The sequence below is a fragment of the Allocatelliglobosispora scoriae genome (genome assembly GCF_014204945.1).
In the GTDB taxonomy this organism is placed as follows: Bacteria; Actinomycetota; Actinomycetes; order Mycobacteriales; family Micromonosporaceae; genus Allocatelliglobosispora; species Allocatelliglobosispora scoriae.
Genome location: NZ_JACHMN010000002.1, coordinates 3,316,396 through 3,343,075, shown reverse-complemented (window position 1 = coordinate 3,343,075; position 26,680 = coordinate 3,316,396). Strand labels below are relative to the sequence as shown.

Here is a 26,680-nt window from a genome sequence, read left to right as displayed (position 1 = left end):
GCCGCGTACGCGTACGCGGCCTGCTCGATGTTTGTGGAGGTCAGGCGCGAGCGGGAGCGGTGAGACGGCCGTCGCGGACCTCGGTGACCTCGTCGACGGCGGCGAGCAGGGAGCGGTCGTGGGTGACCAGGACGGTGGCGGTGTCGTTCCGGCGGGTGAGGGTGGTGATCAGGTCGAGGACGGCGGCGCCGCGTTCGTGATCGAGGGCGCTGGTGGGTTCGTCGACCAGGAGGACGGCGGGATCGTTCATGAGGGCGCGGGCGATGTTGATGCGCTGGCGCTGGCCGCCGGAGAGCTGATGGGGCCGGCGGTCGGCCTGGTCGCCGAGGCCGACCGCGTCGAGCATCTCCAGGGCACGGGCGCGGGCCTTCCGGGGGCTGCGCCTGTCGAGGTGGGCCATGACCTGGAGCTGTTCGACAGCGGTGAGGGAGGGCAGCAGGTTGGGCTGTTGGAAGACGATGCCGACGGTGGTGCGGCGCAGGGCGGTCAGTTCGTGGCGGCTCAGCCCATCGGTGTCGGTTCCGGCGATGCTCACCCGCCCGGAGTCCGGGGTGATGAGCGTGGCGGCCACCGCGAGGAGGCTGGACTTGCCGGAGCCGGAGGGGCCGACGACAGCGGTGATCGTGCCCGCGGTAACGCTCAGGCTCACGCGGTCGAGGGCGGTCAGGCGGCCCGTGCCGTCGGGGTAGGTGAGGACGATGTCGGCCAGGTGCAGCCCGGTGGTGGTCGCGGTCGTGCTGGTCATCGGGCACTTCCCAGAGCGGTGAGGGGGTCGACGGAGGTGATGCGCCGGATGGACAGGGCGGCCCCGAACGCGCCGAGGGCGATGATGACGGCCATCGGGACCAGGACGGTGGCGGCGTCGAGGACGAAGGGGACCGCGCTGCCCCCGATGGCGGCACCTATACCGGCCGCCAGAGCCGTGCCGAGGGCGGTGCCGAGCACGAGGAGGATCACGGCCTGGCCCAGGGCGTCCCTGAGGAGGTAGCGGGTGGAGGCGCCCAGGGCCTTGAGAACGGCGACGTCGCCGCTGCGCTGGATGGTCCACACGGTGAAGAACGCGCCGATGACCAGGGCCGAGATGGCGAACAGGAAGCCGCGCATCAGCTGCAGCGAGCCGTTCTCCGAGGCGAAGGAGCCGATCGCCTGCAGCGCGCTGTCGCTGCTGACGGTCCGGGTGCCCAGCCTGCGGTCGGCGGCCGAGAGGTCGGCTCCGGAGGTGGTCGACAGGGCGATGACGGTCGCCTGCTCACCGCTGCCGCCGCCCGCGGCGCCGAGGCGCTGCCAGTCGTCGAGGGTGAGCCACACCACGGGGGTGTGTGCGTACATCGCGTCGCCGCCGACAGCCGCCAGGGTGACCTCGTGCCCGTTCAGGGCGAGGGCGGCTCCGGCTTCAACGCCCAGTTCATCGGCGGCCTTCGTCGACATCACCACGGTGCCGTTCGTGAGGCCGCCCTTGGGTGCCAGGTCAGAGCCCGGCTGGACACCGAATGCGGACAGGGACGCGGTGATGGAACCGGCCTGGGCCCTGGTCATCGCGATGCCCAACGGCTGGGCGGAATCCACGCCGGGCACTGCGGCCCACTGCTTCCAGGTGTCCTGGTCGAGGTGGGAGTCGGTGAAGGAGATGTCCTGGCCGTCGGCGGGGGCTGAGAAGACGAGGTGGTCGGCGGGCAGGCCGGTGATGGCGGAGGTGTTCTCCCGGCCCAGCCCGGCTGTGAGTCCGGACAGCAGCCCCACCAGCAGCGTTATCATCACGATCACGGTGCCCATGAGCGCGAAACGGCCCTTGGCGAACCGCAGATCTCTCCAGGCGACGAACACGGCCCAACCTCTCTCGATGCTTCCGGGCCGGATCCCGATGCCCGGCGGTCTGCCTCCACCGTCGCCCGCTCGGACCCGCCGGGGCATCGCGCCGAGGAACGCCCGGCGCCTACATCTTTTGATCGATGCCGTCGCCGGTGGCGTGTGCATACTCTGAGCTGGGGAGAAGCACCATGTGGGGGGATGTGTCCGGCGGCCGGTGAGAGATGTCGTGAGCGGTCCCTCCCTGACTCCCGCGCTGCGGGTGCTGCGTACCTGCCTGCACCTGATGGTCGCCGGGCTGCTGGTCCTGGCGGTGGTGCGGGCTGTGGCCGGCGGTGCTGCGAACGCCCCGGCGGTGGCCATCGCGGCGGGCGTCTTCGCGGTGCTCTACGGCATCGGACCGCTGCTGCGGCCGGTCAACACCCGCCTCCGGGCCGCGATCTGGTGGCTGGCGGCGGTGATGGCCGCCTGGCTGGTGCTGCTCGCGCTCACCTCGGACGGCATCTGGCTGGCCTTCCCGCTCTTCTTCGTCCAACTGCACCTGCTGCCGCGCCCCTGGGCGCTGGCCGCGGTCACGGCGACCACCGCGCTGGCGATCGCCGGGTTCGGCTGGCGCACGCACACCCTCAACCCGGGCACCGTCATCGGTCCCGTGCTGGGCGCTGCGGTCGCCGTCGCGGTCGCGCTGGGTTACCAGGCCCTCTATCGGGAGAGCGAGCAGCGCCGCCGCCTCATCGAGGAGCTGACCGCCACCCGAGGCGAACTGGCCGCGGCCGAGCACGCCGCCGGAGTCCTGGCCGAACGCGAACGCCTCGCCCGCGAGATCCACGACACCCTCGCCCAGGGCCTGTCCTCCATCCAGTTGCTGCTGCGGGCCGCCGAGCGCGCTCACATCGCCGATCAGCCCGAGACCGCGCTGGGCCACGTCCGCCATGCCCGCCAGACCGCGGTCGACAACCTCGCCGAAGCCCGGCGGTTCGTCCGCGCCCTGAGCCCGCCCGACCTGGAAGCCGGCAATCTGCCCGCCGCACTGGAGCGGCTGTGCGCCACCACCGCCCGGATCTCGCCGTTGAGCGTCCACTGCCAGATCTCCGGCACCCCCGTGGACCTGCCCACCCCGCACGAGGTCGCGCTGCTGCGTATCGCGCAGTCCGCGCTGGCCAACGCCGTCCAGCACGCGACTGCCGACCATGTCGAGATGACCCTGAGCTACATGGACACCGAGATAGCCCTCGACGTCGTCGACAACGGCCAGGGCTTCGACGCCGGGACCCTCCCCGGGCCGGGTGGCAACGAGGCCGGCACCGGCTTCGGACTGGCCGCCATGCGCGCTCGCGCCCGTGCGCTGCACGGCACCCTCACCCTCGAAACCGCCCCCGGCCAGGGCACAGCCCTGGCAGTCACCCTCCCCCTCCCGGCCCGCGAAGGAACCGCCGCATGAGCGAGTCGCACGTCCGGCTGCTGCTCGCCGACGACCACCCGGTGGTACGCGCGGGATTGCGCGCCGTCCTGGGGACCGAACCCGGCTTCACCGTCGTGGCGGACGTGCCCACCGCCGAGGAAGCCGTCACCCTGGCCGCCGAGACCGCGCTCGCCATCGACGTGGTGCTGATGGATCTCCAGTTCGGCGGGCAGATGCTCGGGTCCCAGGCGACGGCCGCCATCACCGCTCGCCCGGGCGCGCCGCGGGTGCTGATCCTGACCACCTATGACACCGATGTCGACATCCTCGCCGCCATCGAGGCCGGGGCATCCGGTTACCTGCTCAAGGACGCCCCGCCGGAGGAGCTGGCCGCCGCGGTGCGCGCCGCTGCGGCGGGGAGGTCCGCGCTCGCCCCCGCCGTGGCGCTGCGACTGATGGACCGGATGCGCGAGCCCGCCACCACGTTGACCCCGCGCGAGACCGAGATCCTGCAACTGGTCGCCGACGGGCTCTCGAACGCCGCCATCAGCAAGCAGCTCTACCTGAGCCAGGCCACGGTCAAATCCCACCTGGCGCACATCTACACGAAGTTGGGCGCCGACTCGCGTACCTCCGCCGTCGCCACCGCGATCACCCTGGGCCTGCTCCGCCGCTGACGGGGGACCGGCCGACGTGGCTGCTCGCACGGCCGCCTGAGTCCGGTCTCGATGTTTCACGTGGAACAATTCGGGCATCTATCCAGGCAAGCCGGGACCAACTAGGTGTTGGTGAGGACGCGCGTGTTGCCGGAGTCGGTCGGAGTCGGTCGCCGCAGGCTGGCGCGGACCCCATCGGCGTCGGGATGTCCGAGCTCGTCCAGCGTCACCAACGCCCGCCGCCACGCCGTGCGCGCCGCCTCGTGGTCGGCGGCGGTCCAGTGGGCCTCGCCGAGGTTGACGTCGCTGCACGCCCGCCCGTACTGGTCGCCGACCTGTTCGAACAGTGCGATGGCCTGCCGGTAGCAGGCGATCGCCCGGGACTGGTCACCGAGCTTGTGGTGGGCATGGCCGAGGCTGTCCCACGTGTCGGCTTCGCCCTGGTGGTCGCCGACCTCCCGGATCAGGTCAAGCGCCCGCTCGCAGTAGTCGATGGCCTGCTCGTGGTCGCCGAGCAGGGTCAGCTTCCAGCCGATCATGTTGAGCGTGTACGCCTGCCCGGCGGCGTTCCCGGCGCGCTGGAACTCCTCGCGGGCCTGCTGCGCGTGCTGGAGCGCGGCGTGCAGGTCGCCTTGGCGTTCGGTGAGCATCGACAGGTTGATCCGCGCGTGCCCGGCACCGGCGGGCTCGCCGACGGCGTCGAAGAGGTCCAGGGCCTGGTGCAGGTGGTCGGTGGCCTGGCGGTCCCCGCCGAGGCGGAAGTAGGCCATGCCCAGCTCGCGGTGCGAGTGCGCCTGGCCGACCGGGTCACCGCTGCGCTCTCCGGCGGCCAGCGCGATCTCCTGGGTGGCGAGCCGGTCGGACCACTGGCCGCGCCGGTCGAGGTCGCGCGCCATGCTCCAGGCCAGCTGCCAGGCGTGGGCGGGGTGGTCGTGGCGGGCGGCATGGGCCACGGCGGAGAGCAGGCCGACGCGTTCGGCGTCGAACCAGGCGTGCGCCGCGGCGGCGTCGGGGATCTCCGGCAGGGCGGTGCCGGGCGCGGCGGGCGGCAGATCCAGGGTGCTGAACGGCGGGTGCAGGGCGAGGGTCGCGGCGTATGAGGTGTGGACGTAGTGGTCGAGCAGCCGGTCGAGGGCGGCCGTGCGCGGCGCCGGGTCGGTCGCCTCCGCCAGGAGGTCTTCGGAGTAGGCGCGCAGGAGGTCGTGCAGGAAGTAGCGGTCCTGGCCGGCGGGGGTGACGAGGTTGGCGGCAACGAGTTCGGCGAGGAGTGCGTGGGCCTGCCGGACCGGCAGCCCGGCGAGGCTGGCAGCCGCAGCGGTGGCGAGATCGGGGCCGGGGTGCAGGCCGAGGAGGGCGAAGAGTTCGGCGGCGGGTTCGGTCAGGGCGCGGTAGGACCAGGAGAACACGGCCCGCAGGTCCGTGGCGGGGTCGCTGTCGCCACGCAGGGTGTCCAGGACGCCGCCCGGGTCGGCCAGTTGCGCGGCGAGCGCGGCGATCGGCTGGTCCGGGCGGGTCGCCGCGAGGGCGGCAGCGATGGACAGGGCGAGGGGCAGGCCGCCGCAGCGGGCGATGATCACCTCGATGGCCGTTGGTTCGCCGGTCATCCGGCGGGCGCCGAGTCGCCGGTGCAGCAGCTCGCGCGCCTTGTCCTCGGTCATCGGGCGCAGGTCGACGGGGTGGGCGCCTTCGGTGGCGACGAGCCCGGCGAGCCGGTTGCGGCTGGTGACCAGGACCAGGCTGCCCGGTGCGCCCGGCAGCAGGGCCCGGACCTGCGAGACATCGCGGGCGTTGTCGAGGAGGATCAGCATCCTGCGCTCGTGCAGCAGGCTGCGGAAGAGTCCGAGCTGCGCATCCGGGCTGGGCGGGACGCGGGTGGCAGGCACGCCGAGGGCGTCGAGGAAGCCGCGGACGACGGCGGGTGCGTCGAGGACTGCCGTGTCGTCGGGGTCGAAGCCGCGCAGGTTGGCGTAGAGGCTGCCGTCGGGGAAGCTTGCCGTGGCGCGGTGCGCCCAGGTGACGGCGAGGGTGGTCTTGCCGACGCCGGCCGGGCCGGAGATGATCAGCGCCGGTACGGGGCCGTCGCCGGTGAGCAGGTGCTCGTCCAGTCGGGAGAGTTCGTGGTCGCGTCCGGCGAAGCCGGTTACCGGCGGCGGCAGCTGCGCGGGCAGCGGCCACGCGGCGGCGGGCGGGGGCGGTGCCGGACGGTCGGCCGGGGCTGCCGACAGCAGCGGGTCCTGAGCGAGGATCCGCCGGTGGACCTCGATGAGCTGCGGTGACGGCTCGATCCCGTGCGTGTCGATGAGGGCGGTTCGGGCCTCCCGGAAGACGGCGAGGGCTTCGGCTTGCCGGTCGGCGCGGTAGAGGGCGAGCATCAGCTGTCCCCAGAGCCGTTCGCGTTCGGGGTGCTGGCGGACCAGGGTCTCCAGTTCGGCGACGACGTCGCCGCCCCGGGCCTGGTCGGCGGCGATACGGTCCTCGCTGGCGGTGAGCCGCAGCCGTTCCAGCCGGGCGCCCGCAGCGGCGAGGGCGGCGCAGTCGGCGAACTCGGCGTAGGCATCGCCGCGCCACAGGCCCAGCGCCTCGTCGAGCAGGGCGGCCGCCTCGTCGGGCCGAGCGGCGGCGAGGGCGTCGTGACCCGCCGTGGCGAGGCGTTCGAAGCGGGTGGAGTCGAGGGCATCGTGGTCGACGCGCAGCAGGTAGCCGGGCGGGGCGGTGGCGAGGGTGACCGTTCCGGCGGTGATGAGCGGGGCGAGCGCGGTACGCAGCCGCGACACATAGGTGCGGATCGTGCGTTCGGCGTCCGGTGGGGCGTCGGCATCCCAGACCTCGCGGACCAGGGCGGCGACGCTGACCGTGCGGCCCGGCGGGGTGAGGAGCCGGGCCAGGACGGTCCGCAGCTGTGGTCCGCCGACCGGCACCGGCTGTCCTTCATGGACCACGTGGAAGGATCCGAGCACCCGGAAGGTGAGATCGTGCGCCGTTGACTTCATCAGCCCTCCCCTTCATCCGCATTCTTCCCGCTTGCCGCGCTCGGGCGTAACCCGATATAGCGGATCGAACCGGTCGGATCGGCGTCGCAGCAGCCAGGCAGGCCCCGCATGCTGCGTCGACAGTCCGCTGTCGACGGATTGTCGACAGGATGTCGAGCCGGCCCGCCATCGTCATGGGCAGAGCGAAACGAACTGACGAAGGAGTGCACCATGAAGATCAGGGCTTTGGTCGTGGCTACCGCGATGGCAGTTGTCGGGGCCGTGGCCGTCTCCGGCCAGCCCGCCTCGGCGGCTCCGGGCGACACGGCCGCGCCCTCGGGCGGCGTGATGACGCTGGCCGGTCCCGGCTACAACGTGACCGTCCGCACCGGCAACCTGGACAGCGCCGGCACCGACGCCAACATCTACATCTGGGCCTACGGCAACGTCGCGGTCTCGGAGCGCAAGCAGCTCGATGATTCGCGGGACAACTTCGAGCGCAACTCGACCGAGACGTTCAGCGTGACCAGCTGGCCCGACCTGGGGCGTATCGACGGCATCGGGCTGCGCAAGGACGGCGCCGGCTCGGAGTGGTACCCGGAGTGGGTGACGATCCAGAACCGGGTGACCGGCGCGACGGCGTTCTGCGCGGTCTACACCTGGTACCCGGACGCCGCCGCCACCAACTACTACTCCTGCGGCAACTAGGAACCCCGGCCGAGCGGGGGGTGACGGTCCACCTCCCGCTCGCGCGTCGCGTCCCCTCAGCTTCGCGGGCCGACCAGAGGGGTGACCTCGTCTCACGCAGCGGCCGTGCCGTCCCTGTCGGGTGTGCGGTCTACGGCTTTATATGTAATGCTCGGCAATCACGAGCGTCGATGCAAAAATCGCATTTGTGCAGGTGGAGTGGTGGGCCGCCAGGGACTCGAACCCTGAACCTACGGATTAAAAGTCCGCAGCTCTGCCATTGAGCTAGCAGCCCGTGCCATGACAGGCTACCGGACGGTCGCCTCGACGACGTACACGGTTCTCACCTGTCATAGGCGGGATTACGTGCAGTGCGGCGTCCAGGAACGGAATGGTGCCGAGTGGGACCTCGTCAAGCTAGCCCTCGCGACCCGCCCCCACCGCAACCGCCACCGCATCGCGAGGCTGGCCCTGCATAGGTGCCGTCACACCGGCACCGTCATAGCACCGGACCCGCTGCGCCCCCACCACCAGCACGGACACCGCCACCACCCCGCCACTCAGCGCCCACACCCCGCCGAGCGCGCCCTCCGCGACCAGCCAGCCGAGCCCGGAAGCACCCCCGCACCCCACCCCGAACGCCAGGACCGTCCCCCACGGCGACAGCCCCGCCCGCCGCAGCCGGTGCGCGAGGTGATCGACCCCGCCGAGCAGCACCGACCGCTTGGCCCGCCGCCGCGAAACGATCACGATCAGCGTGTCCGCCGTCGCCGGCAGCATCGCGAGCAGCAGGTACGCGACCGGCGCAGCCCCGATCGGCAGCGCCGACGAGACCCGCACGGCCGAGGCCGCCAGCACGATCCCGAGGAAGAGCGACCCGGAGTCCCCCAGGAAGATCCGTGCGGGCGGCCGGTTGTGGCAGAGGAACCCGAGCGCAGCTCCCGCAGCCGCGAGCGCGATCACCCCGCCCCCGGCCAGCGCGACGGCCACCCCCGTGACCAGGGAGACCACGGCGAGGATCCCGTCGGTGTTGTCGAGCAGGTTCATCGCGTTGGTGATGAGCACCAGCCAGACCACGGTCAGCGCGGCGTCGAGCCACCCGGCCCCGGTGACCGGCGCGACCACTCCCGCCTGCACGATTCCCGCCGCGACGCAGCCTTCGACGATGAGCCGGAAGCCGGGCCCGAGCGGGTACAGGTCGTCCACGAGCCCGAGCACGCTCAGCACCACTCCGGCGGCGAGGATCGCCAGGGTCGCGGTGTCCCGGGCCGACCCGGTCAGGACGACGGCGGCCACGGCGGCCGAGGCGACGGCGACCCCGCCGAGCAGCGGCGTCGGCGCACGATGCGACTTGTGCGCGGCGGGCCGGTCGGTGATGCCCCGGGCCAGGGCAAACCGCCGGATGACTTCGGTGCCGATGAGTGCGCAGACAAAGCTGACGAGCGCGCAGAACCCGACACTCACAGCGCGACGAGCTCCGACCGCGATTCGGCGATCACGTCGGAGAGGATGTCGTCCAGTCCGAGCCGTGGCGACCAGCCGGTCAGGGTCTCCAACCGGGTCGTGTCGGGCACCCGCCGGTCCATGTCCTCGAAGCCGGACTCGTATGCCTCGTCGTACGGGATGAGCCGCACGTCGGATGTGCTGGAGCAGCGCTTGATGATCAGCTCGGCGAGGTCGCGGATGCTGATCTCGCCGGTGGAGCCGACGTTGAAGGTGCCGCCGATCGCGCCCTCGGAGTCGAGCAGCCGCACGAGCGCGTCGACGACGTCGTGGACGTGGGCGAAGCAGCGTGTCTGGGTGCCGCTGCCGAAGACGGTGAGCGGTTCGCCGGCGAGCGCTTGGCGTACCAGTCGGGGTATGACCATGCCGTAAGCCGGCGACTGGCGTGGCCCGACGGTGTTGAACATCCGCACCACGATCGTGGGGAGCCCGCGTTCCCGGTGGTAGACGTTGGCGATCGTCTCGTCGACCGCCTTGGCGGTGCTGTATGCCCACCTCGCGACCGACGGCGAGCCGAGGATCCGGTCGGCGGTCTCGCTGAGCGGCCCGTCGGAGTTCTTGCCGTAGATCTCCGAGGTGCTCGCGAGCAGGATCTTGCGGCGGTAGCGGTGTGCCGCCGCCATCACGATCTGCGAGCCCTCGATGTTGGTGGTGAGCGAGCGCAGCGGCCGCTCGACGATGAGCTTCACGCCGACGGCCGCGGCGAGGTGCACGATCACGTCGGCCTGGTGCACGAGCTCGTCGACGACGAGTTCGTCCAGGATGGAGCCGTGCACGAAGGTGAGCGCGGGGTCGTCGTCGTGCGCGCTGAGGTTTGCCCGGCTGCCGGTCGACAGGTTGTCCAGAACGATGACCCGGTCGCCGCGCGAGAGCAGGAGGTCGGTCAGGTGAGAGCCGATGAAGCCGGCACCCCCGGTGATCAGGTATGTCGTCATGTCCGTATCCATAGCGTTAGAGGGCCTTTACGATGATAGTCCTATAAGGTGACCTTCGCCGTGAAGCATGAGGCGGTCGGAGGGTGAACTGGTGACGACGAAGTTCGGTCGGACCGTGATCGGCAGCATCGCCGCCATCGCTGGGGTGATCACGGTGTGGTTGGCCCTGCGGGGAGCCAACGTTCCGCTCGCCGGTCTCGGCGCGGCTTCGATCGGCGTGGCGGCCGCCTTCGCCCCCGAGCTGGTGGTGCTGCTCGTCGTGCCGCTCGCGGTCTCCGGCGCGTCCTGGGCGATCGTCCGGCTCGCCGTCCTGGCGATGGTCGCCGCGCTCGCCACGGCAATGATCATGTCGCCGCGCAGCAGCTGGATCCGGCCGCGATGGGCGCATGCCTGGATCGCCGGGCTCGCCCTGCTCCTCGTCATCTCGGCCGTCGCGCCCGCGGTGATCCACGCCGACGCGGCGCGCTATGACCTGGTCACGCTGATCGCCGGGCTCACGGTGCTCGCCGCGTGCGCCGCGATGCGCCTGTCGGAGAAGGCGCTCTGCGCGGCGGTCTCGATCTCCGGCGCGGCGGCGGCCGTGATGGTGCTGGTCGCCGGGGACCGGGCCGACGATCGGCTGGTCGGGTTGACGCTCAACCCGAACTACCTGGGTGCGCTGCTGGCGTTGCCGGTCGTCGCGTCCTTCGCCCTCGCGGTGCAGCGCAGGCAGGTGCTGTGGCTGCTGCCGGGAGCGGTCTGCGCGGTCGCGCTCGTCGCCACCGAGTCGCGCGGTGCCACGGTCGCGGCGCTGGTCGGGCTCGCCTACGTCGTGGTCGCCGGTCGGCGCTGGTGGCTGCAGGTCGGCGGGCTCGTCGCGGCGGCGGCGATCGCGCTCGCGATGTCGCAGGCGCTCTATGTCGGTGAGAAGGATCCGCTGCCCACGGCGGCACCGAGCCCGGTCGCGACAACCCCGGTCCCGTCCCCGGCCCCGAGGCAGTCGGCAAAGCCCAACCCGAAGTCAACCCCGAAAACCCGCCCGGGGGTGAGCCAGAAGGCGAGCCCGAGGCCCAGCGCGCAGCCGACGCCCCGGGTGCAGTCGGTGACCACGGTGATCGTGGACGGTTCGCGTACCTCGGCGGAGCTCACCTACAACAATTCGGTGCGGGCGCGGGCGGCACTGCTCGCCGCAGACGTCGCGCTGCACCACCCGCTGCGCGGCATCGGGTACGCCGGCTTCGCCGCCTACGCGCAGACCGCCGACGGTTTCGGGATCTACATGAACACCCACAACGACTACCTGCGGCTCGCCGCCGAGGCGGGCATGCCGGCGCTAATCGCGTTCGGCGTGCTGGTCGCGATGGGTCTTCGCCGCCGTGGCGGCCGTCAGTACATGATGGCCCGCGCCCTGGTCGTGACCAACCTGGTGACCCTGCTCTTCGCCAACACGCTGAGCAATCTCGCCGTCTCGATCGCCTTCTGGGCGGCGCTCGGCATCCTGCTCGCGAACCCGCCGCTGCGCCCGGAGCCGGTGGTTGCCGGCGTGGACGAACCAGCAGAGCTGGCTGAGCGCGAGTGCGCCATAACCGGCTGTTGACGCGAGGGCGCAGCCGACCGCACCGAAGCGCGGCACGAGCAGCAGGTTGAGCGCCACGTTGAGGCCGAGCCCGGCGACGGAGGTGGCGGAGACGAGGTGGGGCCGCCCGACCCGCAGCAGCCACGCACCGGCGGGCCGGGTCCCGGCGAGCAGCACCAGGCCGGGCAGGAGCGCGATCAGCGGCGCGGCGCTCCCGGCGAAGTCGGGGCCGTAGACGAGCGGCAGGGCGAACCAGGCGCAACCCCCGAGCACCCCGGCCGAGCCGAGGGCGGCCGCGAAGGTCGCGACGGTGGCCCGCCGGGTGGCCCGGATCGCGGCCTCCTCGTCGGCGTCGGCGAGGCCGGGCATGGCGGTCTGGGTGACCGAGTCCGCGATGAGCCGGGTCATCTCGGCGACGGTCACCGCCACGGAGTAGAGCCCGACCGCGATCGGCGACGCGAGCGCGTTGAGCAGCAGGATGTCGACGCGCTGGAGCAGGAAGAAGGCGGAGCTGCCGGTGTGCAGCGGCAGCCCGGCCCGCAGCGTGAGCCGGGCCAGCGACCGGTTCCACCGGTGCGGTCCGGGCCGCAGCAGCACGAACTGCAGCAGCGCCGTGGCGGTGAAGATCGCGACGACCCAGCCCGCCGTCAGCATGCCGAGGGCGGCGAGCAGCACGAGAGCACTGCACTGGACCGCGGCGGCACCGAGGCGGCTGCGGTTGACGACGCCGATCCGCCCGCGCAGCAGCGAGGTGCCGGTGACGTAGACGCTCGCCGTGGTGAACGGCACGCTCGCGAGGGCCACACCGAGCAGCAGCGGGTCCGGCAGGCCGAGCGCGGGCCAGCGCAGGCCCGCGACGAGCACGGCGCCGGTGACGAGCGCGGCGGCGGTGCCGGTGATCAGGCCGAGCGACGGACCGTTGCCGATGAGCCCGTCGCGGCGCAGCGGGTCGCGCCAGAGCGAGATCTGGGCCTGCTCGACCGAGAGGTGGCCGAGCGCCATCGCGACGGTCGCGATCGTCACCGCCACGGTGTAGTGGCCGCGCCCCTCCGGCCCGAGCGCCCGGGCGAGCACGACTCCGGTCCCCACCCCGAGGCAGAGCAGAACGGCGCGGGTGCCCACGGTCGCCATGATGTCCCGCCCGGGAGCGGGGGCTCGCGGTGCCGGAATGACGAGCGGTGCCGCCCGCCCGAGTTTCACCCCCGCCACTGGCGGGAGGCCGCGGTGGAGGGCACGCCGACCGGGCTGCGGTCCAGCCAGGTGCGGGCCCACAGCTCGAACTGCATCAGCGACCACAGCCGGGTCGCGTGGTCCTGCCCCTCGGCGTGCTCGGCGAGGAGCAGCCGCACGACCTCGGGCCGGAAGAGGCCGCGCCCGACCGCGGTCTCGTCGGTGAGCAGGTCCCGGCTCAGGTCGCGCAGGTCGGTCCGGAGCCACTGCGCCATCGGTACGCCGAAACCCCGCTTCGGTCGCCGGATGTGATCAGCCGGCAGCCACGGTGCGACAGCCCGCCGGAGCAGCCATTTCGTGGTGCCCCCGCGTACCTTCCAGCTCGACGGCAACCCCGCGGCCCACTCCATCAGCCGATGGTCGAGCAACGGCGACCGTGCCTCCAGCGAGTACGCCATCGTCGTGATGTCGACCTTGGCGAGCAGGTCGCCGGGGAGGTAGGTGTTGACGTCGACATCCATCATCCGGTTGATGTCGGCGGTGGCCCGGGACGCGGCGAAGGCCTCGTCGAGCAGGCGGTAACTGTCGTCCCCGGCGAGCGAGGCGCGCACGTCGTCGGTGTAGAGCGCGTCCTTCTGCTGCGGCGTGAAGTGCGACATGAGGTGGGCGTATCGCCGCCCGAGCGGCTGCGCCAGCAGCTCCAGTGCCCGGCCGGCCGCCCGGCGCCGGGACAGCGGCCGCGTCCGCGCGACGATCTCGGCGCCGAGCCGCCCCATCCCCAGCCCGCGGGCGAGCCCGGTCGGCACCCGCGTTCCGAGTGCCATCAGCCGGTAGCGCTCGTACCCGCCGAAGCTCTCGTCACCGCCGTCACCGGTGAGCGCGACGGTGACGTGCTCGCCGGTGAGCTGCGCGACGCGCAGGCTGGGCAGCGCGGACGAGTCGGCGAAGGGTTCGTCGAAGTGCCGGGTGAGCAGCCCGATCGCCTCGATGTCGGCGGCGTCGACGATGAGTTCGTGGTGCTCGGTGCCGAGGTGCCGGGCGATGCTGCGGGCGGCGCCGCTCTCGTCGTAACGGGCATCGGTGAACCCGACGCAGAAGGTCCGCACCGGTCCGGCCGAGACCCGGGTCATCGCGGCGACGACGGCTGCCGAATCGACGCCGCCGGAGAGGAAGGCACCGACCGGGCGTTCACTGATCATGCGCACGCGTACGGCGTCCAGCAGCAGCTCGCGCAGCCGCTCCTCGGCCTCGGGCAGCCGCAGCCCGGTGACCGGCGTGCTGTCCAGGCGCCAGTAGCGACGCGTCGCGGTAACGCCGTTCTCCCAGGTCAGGATATGTCCGGGTGGGAGCTTCGCGATGCCGTCGAGGATCGACCAGGGCGCCGGAACGTATTGATAGGTGAGGTAGTGATGCAGCGCCGTCAGGTCCAGCGCCGCGGGGTCGCCGGTGGCGAGCAGGGACTTGAGCTCGGAGGCGAAGCGCAGCCGACCGCCGGTCTCGCTCCAGTAGAGCGGCTTCTTGCCGACCCGGTCCCGGGCGAGCAGCAGCCGGTCCCGGCGCGCGTCCCAGATCGCGAAGGCGAACATGCCGCGCAGTCGGTGCACGAGCTCGTCGCCGTACTCCTCGTAGAGGTGCACCAGGCACTCGGAGTCGCCGGATCCGCGCAGCGTGTGGCCCTTGGCGAGCAGCTCGGCCCGCAGTTCCGGGTGGTTGTAGAGCTCGCCGTTGAAGACCGCGACGACCGTGCGGTCCTCGTTGTAGACGGGCTGGTCGCCCCCGGCCACGTCGACGATCGCGAGGCGCCGCATGCCGAGCGCGGCGTGTCGGCCGAGGTGCGCGCCCTCCCCGTCGGGTCCCCTGTGGATGATCGCGTCGCACATCCGCCGCAGCGCGTCCTGGTCCGGCTCGGCCGTGCCGACGATCCCCGCTATCCCGCACATTTCGCTGCCACCAGCTCCCGATAGATCTCGATGTGCCGCCGCACCATCGCCTCGGCGGTGAGGTGCTCGCGGGCGAAGTCGCGGGCGGCGGTGCCGACCCGCAGCCGCTCGCCCGGGTCGTCGAGCAGGGCGTCGATCGCGTGGGCGAGCGCGCGCGGATCACCGGGCGGCACCAGCGACCCGCGGTCGCGCAGCAGCTCGCCGGTGCCGCCGACATCGGTGGCGACGATCGCCCGCCCGGCCGCCATCGCCTCCATCACGGCGTTGCTCATCCCCTCGGTGAGGGAGGGCAGCACGACGAGATCGGCCCGGGCCAGCCAGGCCGGGACCTCTTCCGGAGACGCGTGGCCGAGCAGGCGGAGGTCGATGCCGAGGCGGTCGGCCTGCTCGGCGAGGGCGGCCCGCTCGGTGCCGTCGCCGATGAGGACGAGGGTGACCGGTGTCCGGACGAGTGCCGCCGCGTCCAGCAGGTGTCGGTGGCCCTTGTAATCGTGCAGGTTGGCGACGCAGACCACGACCGGTCCGACCGGATCGGGCAGGTCGGCGGGGGTCGTCGGGGCGAAGGCGGCGTCGGGGAGTCCGTTGTATACGACGGCGAGCCGGTCGCCGCCGAGCCCTTCGCGCCGCCTGGTGTCGTCGGCGACCGCGTACGCGTTGGCGATGAGCAGGTCGGTCCGGCGGGTGACGGCGCGCTGGGCGGCCTGGGCGAGCCGCCGGTTTTCCAGATAGGTGCCGAGGCTGCGCCGCCCGGCCACCACCACCCTGACTCCGGCCAGCCGCGCGGGCGGCGTGGCCAGCACGTAAGCGTGGTAGAGGAACGAGTGCACGACATCGGGCCGGTCCCGGCGCAGGTGCGCGGTGAGCCGGCCGAGACCGATCGCCAGCCGGGCGGCGTCGGCCGGATTGCGCCCCAGCCGCCGCAGGCCCAGGTTGTGCACGGGCACCCCGGCGGCACGGAGGTCGTCCTCGCGGGGCCCGCCGGAGAAGAGCGTGATCACCCGGGTGTGGATGCCCCGCCGGTGCAGGCCGAGGGCGAGGAGTGCGACCTGCTTCTCGGCACCGCCGAGACCGAGCTGCCCGATGATCAAGGCGACGGAGCGCAGCGGGGCGAGGCCGGTCTCGGCCGGTGCCGCCACGCTGTCGGTGAGCTGCCTCATCCATCCCGTCCACGGCAAGAAGTACTATTCGGTCAAATCTGGCCAACAGTACCGAACGGGATTGCTTATGGACGGGCGCCACGGCCGCCTGCGCGTGCTGCAGGTCATCGCGCGCATGAACGTCGGCGGCCCGGCGGTCCTCGCCGAGGCCGCCTGCCACGGGCTCGATCCCGACCGGTTCGAGCAGCTCATCCTGGCTGGGCAGGTCAGCGCCGACGAGGCCGACCACGTGCTGCTGCGGGCACCCGGCCTGCCCGTCGAGCGGATCGCGGGCCTCGGCCGGGCCGTGCGCCCCGGCGACGACCTGCGCGCCCTCACCGGCCTCGTCGCCCGGATGCGCCGCTTCCGTCCGCACATCGTGCACACCCACGCCGCGAAGGCCGGTGCGCTCGGCCGGGTCGCCGCGATGCTCACCGGGGTACCGGTGATCGTCCACACCTTCCACGGCCACCTGCTGCACGGCTACTTCGGTCCGGGGCGCACCCGGGCCGTGGTCACGGCCGAACGCTGGCTCGCCCGCCGGACGGATCGCCTGATCGCCGTCGGGGCACAGGTCCGCGACGACCTCCTGGCCGCGGGCATCGGAACCCCCCGGGGGTACGCCGTGACGCCCCCCGGGACCGCCCTCAAACCCCTACCCGGCCGGGCGGTGGCGCGGGGGCTTCTCGGCGTACCGGCGGAGGGGTTGGTCGTTTGTTTTGTGGGCCGGCTGACGGCGATCAAGCGGATCGACCGGTTGACAGCCGCGTGGCGGGAGATCCGGGCGGCGCTGCCGCAGGCGAGCCTCGTCGTCTGCGGCGACGGCGAGCTGCTGGGCGAAATCCGCGCGGCCGGGCTGCCCGGGGTGCATCTGCTGGGCTGGCGCGCCGATGTGGAGACCGTCTACGCCGCCGCCGACGTGGCGCTGCTGACCTCGGACAACGAGGGGATGCCGCTCTGCCTGGTCGAGGCGGCGCTCGCCGGGCTGCCCGCCGTCACGACGGGCGTGGGCAGCGCGGCGGAGGTGGTCGTCGACGGGGTGACCGGCGTCGTCTGCCCGACCGACGCGGGTGCGCTCGCGCGAGCGGTCGTGCGGGTGCTGACCGAGCCCGGCCTGCGCGAACGCATGGGCACGGCGGCGCGGGAGCTCGCGCAGGAGCGGTTCACGGCGGCCCGGTTCGCCGAGGAGCTGGATCGGATCTACACCACCCTGGCGGCGGCGCGCGGAATCGCGACCGCCCCGAGCAGAGAGCTGGTCGGATGAGGATTCTCGTCACGGGGGGCGCCGGGTTCATCGGCGCCAACGTCTGCCGGGAGCTGGTGGGACACCCCGGTGTCTCGGTCGTGGTGCTCGACGACCTCAGCACCGGCTTCGCCGACAACCTGGACGGCGTGCCGGCCGAGCTGGTGATCGGCTCCATCATGGACCGCCGGCTGCTCGGCGAGGTCTCGGCCGGTGCCGATGCCGTGATCCACCTCGCCGCGCGGCCCTCGGTGCCCCGCTCGATCGCCGACCCGATGCTCAGCCACGAGATCAACGCGACCGGCACCGCCAACGTGCTGGAGGCGTGCCGGAGCCGCTCGATCCCGATCGTCGTCGCCTCGTCGTCGTCGGTCTACGGCGCGACACCGGGCCTGCCGCGGCACGAGGACATGCCGACCCGGCCGCTGAGCCCCTATGCCGCGAGCAAGCTCGCCGCCGAGTCATACGCGCTGAGCTGGGCGTCCTCCTTCGGACTGCCGGTGATGGCGCTGCGGTTCTTCAACGTCTACGGCCCCTACCAGCGTGCCGGGCACGCCTATGCCGCGGTGATCCCGGCCTTCGTCGACGCGATCCTGCGCGACGAGCCGGTGCTGATGCACGGCGACGGCGGGCAGACCCGAGACTTCACCTACGTCGCCACGGTGGCCCGGGTGCTCGCGATCGCGGCGCTGGGCCGGGTCACCAGCGACGAGCCGGTCAACCTCGCCTTCGGCAGCCGCCTCACCGTGCGCGACCTCGCCGAGCTGATCGCCGTCCGGGTCGGCAGGCCGCTGCGGGTGACGCACCTGCCGCCGCGCCCCGGTGACGTCCGCGACTCGCAGGCCGCCGACGAACGGCTGCGCCGCCTCTTCCCCGGTGTCGCGCCGATGCCGCTCGCGGAGGGGCTGGACCGGACGCTGGAGTGGTTCCTGGCGCAGCCGGACTACGCCGGGACGCTCACAGCAGCTCTACGCTAGGACCCTGGCAGCGGTTGCGCGTGTCGAAGACATAGGCCGCCTCGCGCGCGACGAGCTCGTAGTCGAAGCAGTCGTGGTCGGTGAGCACGAGCACGGCATCGGCGGCCCGGGCCTCGGCCGCGTCGAGGCGGACCAGGGAGAATTCGGCCGGGATCGTGTCCGGGTGCGCGATCGGCTCCACGACGTGCACCGCCACACCGAGTTCGAAGAGGTCGTGCGCGATCTCCATCGCGGGCGATTCGCGCAGGTCCGACGAGTTGCGCTTGTAGGCGAGGCCCAGCAGCAGCACCCGGCTCCCGCAGAGGGTCCGGCCCCGGGCGGCGAGCCCGGCGGCGAGCCGGTTGATGACGTGCATCGGCATCGCGCGGTTGACCTCGTCGGCGAGCTCGACCATCCGCAGCGGAGCACCGGTCACCCGCTCCACCTGCCAGGAGAGGTAGCGCGGGTCGATCGGCAGGCAGTGGCCGCCGACGCCGGGCCCGGGGGTGAAGGGCAGGAAGCCGAAGGGCTTGGAGGAGGCGGCGCCGACCGCCTCCCAGATGTCGGTGCCGAGGTCGCGGGCGACCGTGGCGAGCTCGTTGACGAGCGCGATGTTCACGGCTCGGAAGGTGTTCTCCAGCAGCTTCGTCAGCTCCGCCGTACGCGGGGTGGAGACCGGCACGACCGTCTGCACCAGCGCGGCGTAGAACTCGGTGATCGCGGCGAGCGCGGCCGGGCCGATGCCGGAGACGACCTTCGGTGTGTTGTCGAAGCTCCAGTGCGGGTTGCCGGGGTCGATGCGCTCGGGGCTGAAGCCCAGGTGGAAGCCGTCCCGCGCCAGCAGCCCGCTGCCCGCCTCCAGCAGCGGCCGCAGCATCTCCTCGGTGGTCCCCGGGTAGCTCGTCGACTCCAGCACCACGATGCTGCCCGGCCGGATGTGCGGCGCGATCGCCTCGGCTGCCGCGCCCACGCAGGCCAGGTCCGGCTGATCGCCGAGCAGCGGGGTCGGCACGGTGATGACGCAGACATCGAAACCGGCCGCGTCGGCGAAGTCGAAGCTGGCCCGGAAGGTGCCGCGCCCGGAGACGGCCTGCAGCCGCGCGTCACCGATGTCGTCGATGTAGGACTCACCGGCGTTGAGCAGCTTGACCCGGTGCTCGTCGATGTCGATCCCGACGACGTCGAAGCCCACCTCCGCGGCACGGACCGCGAGGGGGAGCCCGACATAGCCCTGCCCGATTACTACGACACGCCGCGCCATGCGCCTACTCCCCAAAATTGCCTAATACGAGCCAATCAGGTTTTATACGTACTATTCGCCAGGCGTTGTGGGTATCCGGGGCGACACGCAGAGGGAGTTCTCCAGTGACGGACGCTTCGGCCACCGCTCCGCCGATCAGCAAGCGGCGCCGCTGGCGGCGTGTCGTGCTGGTGCTGCTCGCCATCGCGCTCCTCGCCGGGCTCGGCGGATACGGCGCGCTGCGCTACGCGAGCCGCAGTTACGTCAACGATCTGCAGCGGATCCCGGACCCCTTCGTCTCGATCCCGGCCTCGACCCGGCCGAGCCGCACCAACGTCGGGATGACCCTGCTCGTCGCGGGGCTCGACACGGAGTCCCGGCGGACCCGGGACGGCAAGCTCACCACCACCGAACCGCAGGCCCGCAGCGACGTGTTGATGGTCGTGCGGATCAGCCCCGATCGCAGCCAGGCCTCGGTCATCTCGATCCCGCGCGACTCCTGGGTCGAGATCCCCGGCCACCGCAAGGCCAAGATCAACGCTTCGTACGCCTGGGGCCAGGCCCCCCTCACCGTCCAGACCGTCGAGCGCCTCACCAACCTGCGCATCGACCACGTGGCGATCATCGACTGGACCGGCTTCCGCGCCCTCACCGACGCCGTCGGCGGCGTGGACGTGACGATCCCCGCCGACAGCCACGACTCGTCGCAGGGCGTCACCTTCACCAAGGGCACCCATCACTTCGACGGCACTCAGGCGCTGCTCTACGTCCGCCAGCGCTACGGACTGCCGCGCGGTGACATCGACCGGGTGCAGCGCCAGCAGAACTTCCTGCGCCTGCTGATGACGCAGCTGCTGAGCAAGGAGACGCTGACGGATCCGGCGAAGCTGCTCGGGCTGCTGCGCGCCGTCAGCGAGACGGTCCGGGTCGACTCCGGGTTCACCACCGACGACATGCTCTCCCTCGCCGCCGACGCGCCGAAGCTGCGGACCGGGGTGCGGTTCCTGACGGCACCCGTCGCGGGCCTCGGCCGGGAGGGGACCGAGAGCGTCGTCTACCTCAACCACACGTTGGGCAAGCCGTTCTGGCAGGCCGTCAAGTCCGACAAGCTCGACGCGTATGTCGCCAAGCACGGCGTCGACGGCCTCGCCAAGGCGCCGCGCTAGTCGACGCGCTGGAACACGAACTCGTTGCAGCCCAGCCCGCCGCCACACGTACGCAGGAACCGCAGCTCGAACCCCGACCGCCGCATCCGCTCGAAGACCTCCTCGGGCTTGGCCACCTCGAAGGGGTAGCCGCCGACCCAGTCGACGAGGTCGTGCTTGACCGACATCCCTCGGACGGGCTGCTTCGGCGTCTGCGGCCCGCGCCCGCCGATCAGCCCCGACGCCAGCCGGTAGGCGATCCGCCGGCTCCCGAAATAGGCAGCCGACCCGCGTACCAGCGCGGCCCGCCCCGCCGGACCCGAGCGGACATAGGCGCGCTTGATGCGGGTCCACACCCGGCTCTGCCAGCCCTGGTCGTTGTAGATCGCCAGGTAGAGCAGCCCGCCCGGGGCGACGAGCCCGGCCGTGTGCTCCAGTGCCAGGGCGAGGTCGCCGGTGTGGTGCAGCACGCCCCAGGCGTAGACGACATCGAAGGTGCCGAGGCTGCGAACGTAATCGGCGTGCAGGATCGAGCCGACCTCGGCGGTCCACGGCGCGTCCGGTGCGAGCCGCCGACCGAGCTCCTGCGCGCAGGCGACGGAGTCGGCGTCCACATCGAACCCGTGCACCCGGGCACCGAGGCGCTGGGCGGCGAGGGAGAAGAGCCCGCTGCCGCAGCCGACGTCGAGAAAGCTCGCACCGCTCAGGTCCGCGCTGGGCTGGGCTTTGCGCAGCACCTCGGTGAGCGAGTCGACGGCCGCCGCCACCCGGGACTCGTCGACGACCTCCAGGAACGACAACCAGTTCGCCCCGAATCCGAACCGCTCGGCCTCGACGACAGCCGTCATGATGATCTCCCATTCCGCGGATGAGCTCGCTGTTTCGATCATCAAACGCGGCTGCCCGGTTATGGTCACGCCCGACGGCAGGGAGCCCCCGGCCGTGGCCGAGGGCTCCCTGTGCTGCTGGTGTCGAGGTCAGCGCTGGTGGCGAACAGCTCCGCCTGTCGTCACGCTCCGCAGCTGCGACGGACCCTTCGCCCCGAAGCCCGGACCGGCGAAGCCGGACGAGGCGGTGCCGGGGTAGAGCCAGAAGGTGCCGACCACGTCGATGAGCACGTGGGTCGTCCCCGCGTTGTTGTAGATGTTGAACGCCTCTTCCGGGCCGATCACCGTGATCACGGCGTTCGGCACCGTCTGGCCCTTGGCCGGGTTGAGGCTGCTGATCGTCGGCTGCGGCAGACCCTCCACACCGTTGGGCCACACCGTCAGCCACGTGCTCGCCGTCGGGTTGACCGCGGTGACGTTGAGCGCCAGCGCCGAGGTGTCCGGCTCGGTGATCACGCTGCTGGGCGTCGTGAGGACACCGGTCGAGTTGGGTCCGAGCGCCCCGGGAAGGCCGAGCGGAGTGCGGGTGTCGGCGATCCGGGTCGGGGTGATCGGGGTGAACCGCAGACCGTCCTCGAGCGACGAGTCGTCGAAGACGCCGACGATGTCCACGAGGATGTGCGTGGCCTGCGAGGTGTAGATGCTGATCGACGGCTTCTCGTACCAGTCGCCCTCGCAGATGTAGCACGGTCCCGCGGGGACGATCGCCATGTTCGGCACGGTCTTGCCGGCCGCGAAGTTCAGCGTCGACGTGCTGGGGAAGGTGTCCCCGCCGTCCCACGCCGTCAGGTAGCCGCTGCCGAGCGGCGACACCGCGGTGATGTTGACCGCGAACGCCCGGATGTGGGAGTTGTTCTCGTCGCCGTAGTCGACCGGGGTGCTGACGAAGTAGTCCTGGTCGAGCCGCGAGCCGTCACCGGAGTAACGCGAGTCGAAGAGCCGCTCCGGGTAGACGGACTGGAACTGCCCGCCCAGGCCGTAGCCGCCGAGCACGCTGTCGTTCGCGGCGAAGAAGCCCGCGACGTCGACGATCACGTCGGCCGAGCTGCTCGCGTTGAAGATGTCGATCTGGCCACCGGTGCCGACGGCGACGGTGACCGAGTTCGCGCCGGTCCAGCCCTTGGCGAAGTTCAGCGCCGACGACGTCGGGCGCGGAACGCCCGTCGGGTAGACGGTGAGGTATCCGCTGGAGGCGGGGCTGACGACGGTCACGTTGAGCACGACGGCGGAGACCCCGGTGGCGGCGACGCCACCCCGCCCGGTCACCTGGAGGTGCCGGACACCGTTGCTGCCGATCGGAGCCTTCGTCGTACCGTTGCCGGTCCGCGTGTCCATGATCCGCTGCGGCAGGAACGGGTAGTAGGTCCCGCGTGCGCCGACGATCGCGGTCGCGGAGAGCGGCACGGAGTGCGACCCGCTCGCGTCGTCGGTGAGGTTGAGCGTTGCGGACTGGCTGCCCGGTGTGGGCAGCAGCGCCGTGACATCGACGTAGCACGTCTGCCCGGAGGTGAACGTGTGCGTGGAGCAGGTGTCCGCGACGATGTTGAAGCTGGTCGGCGACGTACCGCCGAGCGAAGCGGTCCCGAAGGTGACCGCGTCAGGGCCGGTCGAGGTGAAGGTGACCCTCTTGGCCGCTGTCTCGTCTCCCGCCGCCGCGTCGAAGTGCAGGCTGCTCGGCGCGAAGGTCGACCCGCCGCTGGCCAGTGCGTTGTAGGACGGGATCGACGGCCCGGCCACGGCAGCCGCCGGAGCCAAGATCGCCGATACCGAGAGGACTAGGGCGCCAGATGTGACGCCACGCAGAATGCGCAACTTTACCCCCGAGATGGATGGATGCGCGGGAATCAATGAAACTAGGCCATTCCCGCAATCCGGCGCATCGTCGATGCGCGCAGGTTTGATGGAACGTTCGGCGTGAGGCGGCCGTCGAAAGGGGCATGATGATGAGGGTGAGCAGGGCGATGCTGGCCGTGTTGCTGCTGGTGGTGGCGGGCTGTGGTGGTGCCGATGCGGGCGGATCCGCCGCACCCCTCGACGGCCGCACCTTCCTGTCGACATCGGTGAAAGAAAACGGACAACCCAAAGACCTCGTCCCCGGTACGCGGTTGTCGCTCACCTTCGACCAGGGCAAGGTCTCGGCGATCGCGGGCTGCAACCACCTCTTCGGCGACGTGACCATCGACGGCGGCAAGCTCACCGTCGGCCAGATGGGCGGCACCGACATGGGCTGCGACAAGCCCCGCCACGACCAGGACGCCTGGGTCACCGAGTTCCTGACGGGCGGCCCGGCCTTCCGGTTGGACGGGGACACGCTGGTGCTCACCGGATCGAAGGGGGAGATCACGTTGACGGATCGCCGGGTGGTGACGCCGGACAAGGCGCTGATCGGCACCCGCTGGCAGGTGGAGTCGCTGATCGAGGGCGACACGGTGAGCTCGGTGCCGACCGGCGAGCAGGCCTATGTCGTGCTCACCGATGACGGCAAGGCGACCGGTTCGACGGGGTGCAACCAGTTCGGCGCGTCCGCGGTCGAGGCCGACGGCCGGATCACCTTCTCGCAGGTGCGCTCGACCAAGATGGCCTGCCCGGGCGGCGGCGACGTGCTGGAACGCGCCGTTCTCGCGGTGCTCGGCGCGGGCCCGCTCACCTGGCGGATCGACGCGGACAAGCTCACCCTGACCGCCGCGACCGGAGCCGGTCTGGACCTCCGGGCCACCGCCTGATCCGGAACAACTCGTTCGACAGCGGCCGGACCATCTGCCCAGGATGGGCGGCATGACGAGAACTGATATCCCGCCGACGTGGGACGAGCGCGCGATGCTCACGACGTTTCTGGACTACACCCGCGCCACCGTGCGCGAGAAGTGCAAGGGCGTCAGCGATGAGCACGCGCGCCTCGCCCCGCTGCCGGGCTCACCGCTGATGACCCTCGCCGGCCTGGTCAGCCACGTGACCTGGGTGGAGTACAGCTGGATCCAGGTCGTCTTCCTCGGCGAGGAGGATGCGGGCCCGTGGACCAAGGAGGAGCCGGACCGCGAGTTCAGCATCGCCCTGGAGGTCCCGATCGCCCAACTCCTCGACGAGTACGACGCCCAGGCGGAGCGTTACCGGAAGCTGATCGCCGAGACCGACCTGTCGACGCTCTCGCAGCGCAACATGGGCCGCACGGGGGCTCCCGTGACCCTCGGCTGGATCCTGATGCACCTCATCGAGGAGACCGCCCGCCACAACGGCCACCTCGACATCATTCGCGAAACGGTCGACGGCGTCACCGGCTACTAACCGAACTGGTACCCGTCCGTTACCGACCACGGAGTGCCTTACTGGGAAAGATGTCCGTTATGCTGGCTCGGTGCAGCTCACCTTCATTCGAAAGACGGTGCTGTCGACAGACACCAACTGCCCGTCTCTCTACCGCACCGACCGGGACACATTCGTCGTGCAGGGATGGCGAGTGACCGACCCGGAGGCGCTTGCCCAGTTGGACATCCCGGCACACGAGACAGTGGTCGAGGTGCCCGCCGACGTGCTGGCGGAGATCGCCCGCACCCTGTAGATCAGGACAGAAACGCGTCAGGGCGGGCCCGATGACGGGCCCGCCCTGACGCGTTGAACAAGGTCTAGTCGTCGACCGACGCGCGACGGCGGCGACGCCGCGACGAGGTGGGGCGCTCGATGTCGATCTCGATGTCGAGACCGCCGTTGCGGCCCCAGCCGTAACCGCGGCGGCGGTAGCCGTAGTGGCGGCGGCGCGGACCGGCGATGGCGTAGACGATCGAGGTGGCGACGCCGAAGATGATGTAGGCACCCATCACGATCAGGCCGTTGTCACCCATGTTGAAGATCTCGCCGTTGCGCAGCGGGAGCACGATCATGGCGATCAGCAGCCACCAGGCGCCGCCGTAGACGAGCCCGACGCCGATGGCCGGGACGAGCTGACCACGGATGTAGCGGCCGAGGAAGACACCGAAGATGGATCCGCCGACACCGGCCGAGACCAGCAGGATGACCCACGAGTTCTGAGTGGAGTCCTGGTTGAAGAACTCGCCGTATGCCTTGATCTCGCCCAGGACCTGCAGAATCGCCGCGAGCACGAGGCCACCGGCGACGCCGCCGACGACACCCGCCCCCAAGCGGCTGACCACATTGACCTGGCGGGTGTAGCCGTCACTCATGTCGAGCGCTCCTAAGATGAGGGGTGTTCCATAAAGAGCGTATGGAGCGAGCGCACCCTACACCTATCGGCTACGCGGCTGAATGCCCGCTTAGTCCCGTCGGAAATCTGCCACCGTCACCGCCAGCTCGGCCGGGGCCGAGAGCACCGTCATCCGTCCTTCGTGGGCGTGGAGCACCGCCTTGGCCGTCCGCAGCACCGCGGTGAGCCGCTCGGCGGGCAGGTCGGCCGGGACCGCCGCGTGCAGCAGGCCCATCCCGAGGCTGCCCCGCATCGCCACCGAGACACCGGCCGCGTCGCGGATGGCGTAAGGGGTCGAGCGCAGCGCCATCGGCGAGGCGCTGAACCGCAGGGCCACCTCGTCGCCGCGCCAGGGGTAACGCCCCCACCAGATCGGCGGCAGGTCGGAGTAGTGGGCGCCGGGCGAGAAGAGCTCCATCACCTCGGCCGCTCGGTCCATGCCGCTCTCGAGCGAACCCTCGATGAGCACGGCGATCTGGCCGCGACCACCGGCCGGGAGATTGAACTCCACAGCGGACGGTGCGAGCCCGCGCTCGCGCACGACCTGGAGCAGTTCGAACGCCTCCATCGGCGTCATGACCTCGCGGGAGATCCATCGGCGGGCCGGCGGGATGCGGGTGACCCGGAAGGTCGCGTTGACGAGCACGCCCCGATCGGCCGCGGCGTCGTGGCGCAGCCAGCGCAGGTGCGGGTCGGTGTGGGACTCGACATAGCGGTGACCGACCGGGCCGAAGGCGAGGTCGGTCTCGCCGACGCGCACGATAGTCCCGCCGGACCGGACTCCCCAGGCGCCGACGAGCGCCTCCATCGGCGTGCCGTAGAGCTCGGAGAGCGGGCCGACCTCGTCGGTGGCGAGGGCGCCGCCGATCGTCGCGTTGGGCGAGGGCGGGTCGATCGGCAGCCGCCGACCGAAGGTGGCGAGCCTGGCCTGGGCCACCGCGACGGGCACACCCGCGCCGATCGTCACGACGTCGCTGCCGGGTTCGTAGCTCCAATCGCTGAGATTGCTGGTGGAGACGAGGACCTCGGCCTGGCCCGACGACGGGCGCCAGCCGGCCTTGCTGCCCGCACCTCGGGGCAGCACCGTGCGGTGCCGCTCGGCGGCGAAGCGGAGCATGGAGGCGACCTCTTCGAGTCGGGTCGGTCGAGCCGTCCAGGCGGTGACGGTCTGCGGGATTGTGATCATTTCGGCCCCCCGAAATCTCGTGCCAGGTGGAGGCGGCTCGCACTCACTTCGACACTATAGAACACGTGT

The 26,680-nt window shown here is 71.5% G+C and carries 22 protein-coding genes, 1 tRNA gene and 1 pseudogene; 10 read left to right on the top strand and 14 right to left on the bottom strand.

Annotated features, from left to right (window positions below; all coding sequences use genetic code 11):
* Nucleotides 1-40: 40 nt before the first annotated feature.
* Both F4553_RS20830 and F4553_RS20825 read right to left on the bottom strand, forming a co-directional pair.
* Nucleotides 41-745, bottom strand: coding sequence for an ABC transporter ATP-binding protein (locus F4553_RS20830; RefSeq protein WP_184838462.1), 705 nt, complete (start codon nucleotides 743-745; stop codon nucleotides 41-43).
* The gene (locus tag F4553_RS20825; protein ID WP_184838460.1) at nucleotides 742-1,824 is read right to left on the bottom strand and encodes an ABC transporter permease; all 1,083 of its coding nucleotides are present in this window, start codon (nucleotides 1,822-1,824) and stop codon (nucleotides 742-744) included. Before F4553_RS20825 ends, F4553_RS20830 begins: the two co-directional genes overlap by 4 nt.
* A 211-nt stretch (nucleotides 1,825-2,035) precedes the next feature.
* Here F4553_RS20825 and F4553_RS20820 point away from each other — a divergent pair, with 211 nt between their 5' ends.
* Nucleotides 2,036-3,247, top strand: coding sequence for a sensor histidine kinase (locus tag F4553_RS20820; protein WP_312875288.1), 1,212 nt, complete (start codon nucleotides 2,036-2,038; stop codon nucleotides 3,245-3,247).
* Complete coding sequence (locus F4553_RS20815; protein WP_184838458.1) at nucleotides 3,244-3,885, top strand: response regulator; 642 nt, start codon at nucleotides 3,244-3,246, stop codon at nucleotides 3,883-3,885. The genes F4553_RS20820 and F4553_RS20815 overlap by 4 nt, the downstream gene beginning before the upstream one ends.
* 101 nt (nucleotides 3,886-3,986) lie before the next feature.
* Here the strand turns inward: F4553_RS20815 and F4553_RS20810 are convergent, their stop codons facing one another.
* On the bottom strand, nucleotides 3,987-6,854 hold the full coding sequence (locus F4553_RS20810; protein ID WP_184838456.1) for an AfsR/SARP family transcriptional regulator: 2,868 nt from the start codon (nucleotides 6,852-6,854) through the stop codon (nucleotides 3,987-3,989).
* A 210-nt stretch (nucleotides 6,855-7,064) separates the two neighbouring features.
* Between F4553_RS20810 and F4553_RS20805 the strand changes: the two genes are divergently transcribed.
* Nucleotides 7,065-7,541, top strand: coding sequence for a PLAT/LH2 domain-containing protein (locus F4553_RS20805; protein ID WP_184838455.1), 477 nt, complete (start codon nucleotides 7,065-7,067; stop codon nucleotides 7,539-7,541).
* A 199-nt stretch (nucleotides 7,542-7,740) separates the two neighbouring features.
* Here the strand turns inward: F4553_RS20805 and F4553_RS20800 are convergent.
* The 3 genes from F4553_RS20800 to F4553_RS20790 all read right to left on the bottom strand — a co-directional run bounded on the left by F4553_RS20800 (nucleotide 7,741) and on the right by F4553_RS20790 (nucleotide 9,958).
* A tRNA-Lys gene (locus F4553_RS20800) sits at nucleotides 7,741-7,815 on the bottom strand.
* Between the two features lie 122 nt (nucleotides 7,816-7,937).
* Nucleotides 7,938-8,984 carry a glycosyltransferase family 4 protein gene (locus tag F4553_RS20795; RefSeq protein ID WP_184838453.1) on the bottom strand — a complete coding sequence of 349 codons (1,047 nt, stop codon included), beginning with the start codon at nucleotides 8,982-8,984 and terminating at the stop codon, nucleotides 7,938-7,940.
* The gene (locus F4553_RS20790) at nucleotides 8,981-9,958 is read right to left on the bottom strand and encodes an NAD-dependent epimerase/dehydratase family protein (protein WP_184838451.1); all 978 of its coding nucleotides are present in this window, start codon (nucleotides 9,956-9,958) and stop codon (nucleotides 8,981-8,983) included. Before F4553_RS20790 ends, F4553_RS20795 begins: the two co-directional genes overlap by 4 nt.
* A gap of 67 nt (nucleotides 9,959-10,025) precedes the next feature.
* On the opposite strand from F4553_RS20790, the pseudogene F4553_RS42500 reads away from it, so the two are divergent.
* Nucleotides 10,026-11,222: pseudogene (locus F4553_RS42500) on the top strand (O-antigen ligase family protein); the annotation flags it as partial.
* 48 nt (nucleotides 11,223-11,270) lie between these two features.
* Here F4553_RS42500 and F4553_RS20785 read toward each other — a convergent pair.
* The 3 genes from F4553_RS20785 to F4553_RS20775 form a co-directional block, all read right to left on the bottom strand.
* Nucleotides 11,271-12,635, bottom strand: coding sequence for a lipopolysaccharide biosynthesis protein (locus F4553_RS20785; RefSeq protein ID WP_184838449.1), 1,365 nt, complete (start codon nucleotides 12,633-12,635; stop codon nucleotides 11,271-11,273).
* A 74-nt stretch (nucleotides 12,636-12,709) separates the two neighbouring features.
* Nucleotides 12,710-14,623, bottom strand: coding sequence for an asparagine synthase (glutamine-hydrolyzing) (gene asnB, locus F4553_RS20780; protein ID WP_184838447.1), 1,914 nt, complete (start codon nucleotides 14,621-14,623; stop codon nucleotides 12,710-12,712).
* Complete coding sequence (locus tag F4553_RS20775; protein ID WP_184838444.1) at nucleotides 14,611-15,780, bottom strand: glycosyltransferase; 1,170 nt, start codon at nucleotides 15,778-15,780, stop codon at nucleotides 14,611-14,613. The genes asnB and F4553_RS20775 overlap by 13 nt, the downstream gene beginning before the upstream one ends.
* Before the next feature lie 67 nt (nucleotides 15,781-15,847).
* Between F4553_RS20775 and F4553_RS20770 the strand changes: the two genes are divergently transcribed.
* Nucleotides 15,848-17,023: a glycosyltransferase gene (locus tag F4553_RS20770; RefSeq protein WP_184838442.1), complete on the top strand. Its 1,176-nt coding sequence runs from the start codon at nucleotides 15,848-15,850 to the stop codon at nucleotides 17,021-17,023.
* A complete protein-coding gene (locus F4553_RS20765; RefSeq protein ID WP_184838440.1) occupies nucleotides 17,020-17,979 on the top strand; it encodes an NAD-dependent epimerase/dehydratase family protein in 960 nt (319 codons plus the stop codon). The genes F4553_RS20770 and F4553_RS20765 overlap by 4 nt, the downstream gene beginning before the upstream one ends.
* Here the strand turns inward: F4553_RS20765 and F4553_RS20760 are convergent.
* Entirely contained in the window at nucleotides 17,960-19,219 is a 1,260-nt protein-coding gene (locus F4553_RS20760; protein WP_184838438.1) for a nucleotide sugar dehydrogenase, read from the bottom strand. The genes F4553_RS20765 and F4553_RS20760 overlap by 20 nt on opposite strands.
* 104 nt (nucleotides 19,220-19,323) lie before the next feature.
* On the opposite strand from F4553_RS20760, the gene F4553_RS20755 reads away from it, so the two are divergent.
* Entirely contained in the window at nucleotides 19,324-20,364 is a 1,041-nt protein-coding gene (locus F4553_RS20755) for an LCP family protein (protein WP_184838437.1), read from the top strand.
* Here F4553_RS20755 and F4553_RS20750 read toward each other — a convergent pair.
* Nucleotides 20,361-21,191, bottom strand: coding sequence for a class I SAM-dependent methyltransferase (locus F4553_RS20750; protein ID WP_184838435.1), 831 nt, complete (start codon nucleotides 21,189-21,191; stop codon nucleotides 20,361-20,363). The genes F4553_RS20755 and F4553_RS20750 overlap by 4 nt on opposite strands.
* Nucleotides 21,192-21,320: 129 nt before the next feature.
* Nucleotides 21,321-22,967, bottom strand: a complete 1,647-nt coding sequence (locus F4553_RS20745) for a hypothetical protein (protein ID WP_184838433.1) — start codon at nucleotides 22,965-22,967, stop codon at nucleotides 21,321-21,323.
* A gap of 212 nt (nucleotides 22,968-23,179) precedes the next feature.
* Between F4553_RS20745 and F4553_RS20740 the strand changes: the two genes are divergently transcribed.
* The 3 genes from F4553_RS20740 to F4553_RS20730 all read left to right on the top strand — a co-directional run bounded on the left by F4553_RS20740 (nucleotide 23,180) and on the right by F4553_RS20730 (nucleotide 24,786).
* A complete protein-coding gene (locus tag F4553_RS20740; RefSeq protein ID WP_184838432.1) occupies nucleotides 23,180-23,953 on the top strand; it encodes an META domain-containing protein in 774 nt (257 codons plus the stop codon).
* A 52-nt stretch (nucleotides 23,954-24,005) separates the two neighbouring features.
* Nucleotides 24,006-24,512: a DinB family protein gene (locus tag F4553_RS20735; RefSeq protein ID WP_184838430.1), complete on the top strand. Its 507-nt coding sequence runs from the start codon at nucleotides 24,006-24,008 to the stop codon at nucleotides 24,510-24,512.
* Nucleotides 24,513-24,582: 70 nt separating this feature from the next.
* Nucleotides 24,583-24,786, top strand: coding sequence for a hypothetical protein (locus F4553_RS20730; protein ID WP_184838428.1), 204 nt, complete (start codon nucleotides 24,583-24,585; stop codon nucleotides 24,784-24,786).
* Nucleotides 24,787-24,850: 64 nt separating this feature from the next.
* On the opposite strand, the gene F4553_RS20725 is transcribed toward F4553_RS20730, so the two are convergent.
* Both F4553_RS20725 and F4553_RS20720 read right to left on the bottom strand, forming a co-directional pair.
* Nucleotides 24,851-25,405 carry a hypothetical protein gene (locus F4553_RS20725; protein ID WP_184838426.1) on the bottom strand — a complete coding sequence of 185 codons (555 nt, stop codon included), beginning with the start codon at nucleotides 25,403-25,405 and terminating at the stop codon, nucleotides 24,851-24,853.
* 90 nt (nucleotides 25,406-25,495) lie between these two features.
* Nucleotides 25,496-26,611, bottom strand: coding sequence for an FAD-binding oxidoreductase (locus tag F4553_RS20720; RefSeq protein WP_184838424.1), 1,116 nt, complete (start codon nucleotides 26,609-26,611; stop codon nucleotides 25,496-25,498).
* Nucleotides 26,612-26,680 lie beyond the last annotated feature (69 nt).

What these genes read in the sequence shown, in the direction of transcription:
- F4553_RS20810 (WP_184838456.1), bottom strand. Translation starts at nt 6,854, where the DNA reads ATGAAGTCAACGGCGCACGATCTCACCTTCCGGGTGCTCGGATCCTTC.
- F4553_RS20775 (WP_184838444.1), bottom strand. Translation starts at nt 15,780, where the DNA reads ATGAGGCAGCTCACCGACAGCGTGGCGGCACCGGCCGAGACCGGCCTC.
- asnB (WP_184838447.1), bottom strand. Translation starts at nt 14,623, where the DNA reads ATGTGCGGGATAGCGGGGATCGTCGGCACGGCCGAGCCGGACCAGGAC.
- F4553_RS20815 (WP_184838458.1), top strand. Translation starts at nt 3,244, where the DNA reads ATGAGCGAGTCGCACGTCCGGCTGCTGCTCGCCGACGACCACCCGGTG.
- F4553_RS20725 (WP_184838426.1), bottom strand. Translation starts at nt 25,405, where the DNA reads ATGAGTGACGGCTACACCCGCCAGGTCAATGTGGTCAGCCGCTTGGGG.
- F4553_RS20735 (WP_184838430.1), top strand. Translation starts at nt 24,006, where the DNA reads ATGACGAGAACTGATATCCCGCCGACGTGGGACGAGCGCGCGATGCTC.
- F4553_RS20765 (WP_184838440.1), top strand. Translation starts at nt 17,020, where the DNA reads ATGAGGATTCTCGTCACGGGGGGCGCCGGGTTCATCGGCGCCAACGTC.
- F4553_RS20770 (WP_184838442.1), top strand. Translation starts at nt 15,848, where the DNA reads ATGGACGGGCGCCACGGCCGCCTGCGCGTGCTGCAGGTCATCGCGCGC.
- F4553_RS20720 (WP_184838424.1), bottom strand. Translation starts at nt 26,611, where the DNA reads ATGATCACAATCCCGCAGACCGTCACCGCCTGGACGGCTCGACCGACC.
- F4553_RS20830 (WP_184838462.1), bottom strand. Translation starts at nt 745, where the DNA reads ATGACCAGCACGACCGCGACCACCACCGGGCTGCACCTGGCCGACATC.
- F4553_RS20790 (WP_184838451.1), bottom strand. Translation starts at nt 9,958, where the DNA reads ATGACGACATACCTGATCACCGGGGGTGCCGGCTTCATCGGCTCTCAC.
- F4553_RS20760 (WP_184838438.1), bottom strand. Translation starts at nt 19,219, where the DNA reads ATGGCGCGGCGTGTCGTAGTAATCGGGCAGGGCTATGTCGGGCTCCCC.
- F4553_RS20805 (WP_184838455.1), top strand. Translation starts at nt 7,065, where the DNA reads ATGAAGATCAGGGCTTTGGTCGTGGCTACCGCGATGGCAGTTGTCGGG.
- F4553_RS20750 (WP_184838435.1), bottom strand. Translation starts at nt 21,191, where the DNA reads ATGACGGCTGTCGTCGAGGCCGAGCGGTTCGGATTCGGGGCGAACTGG.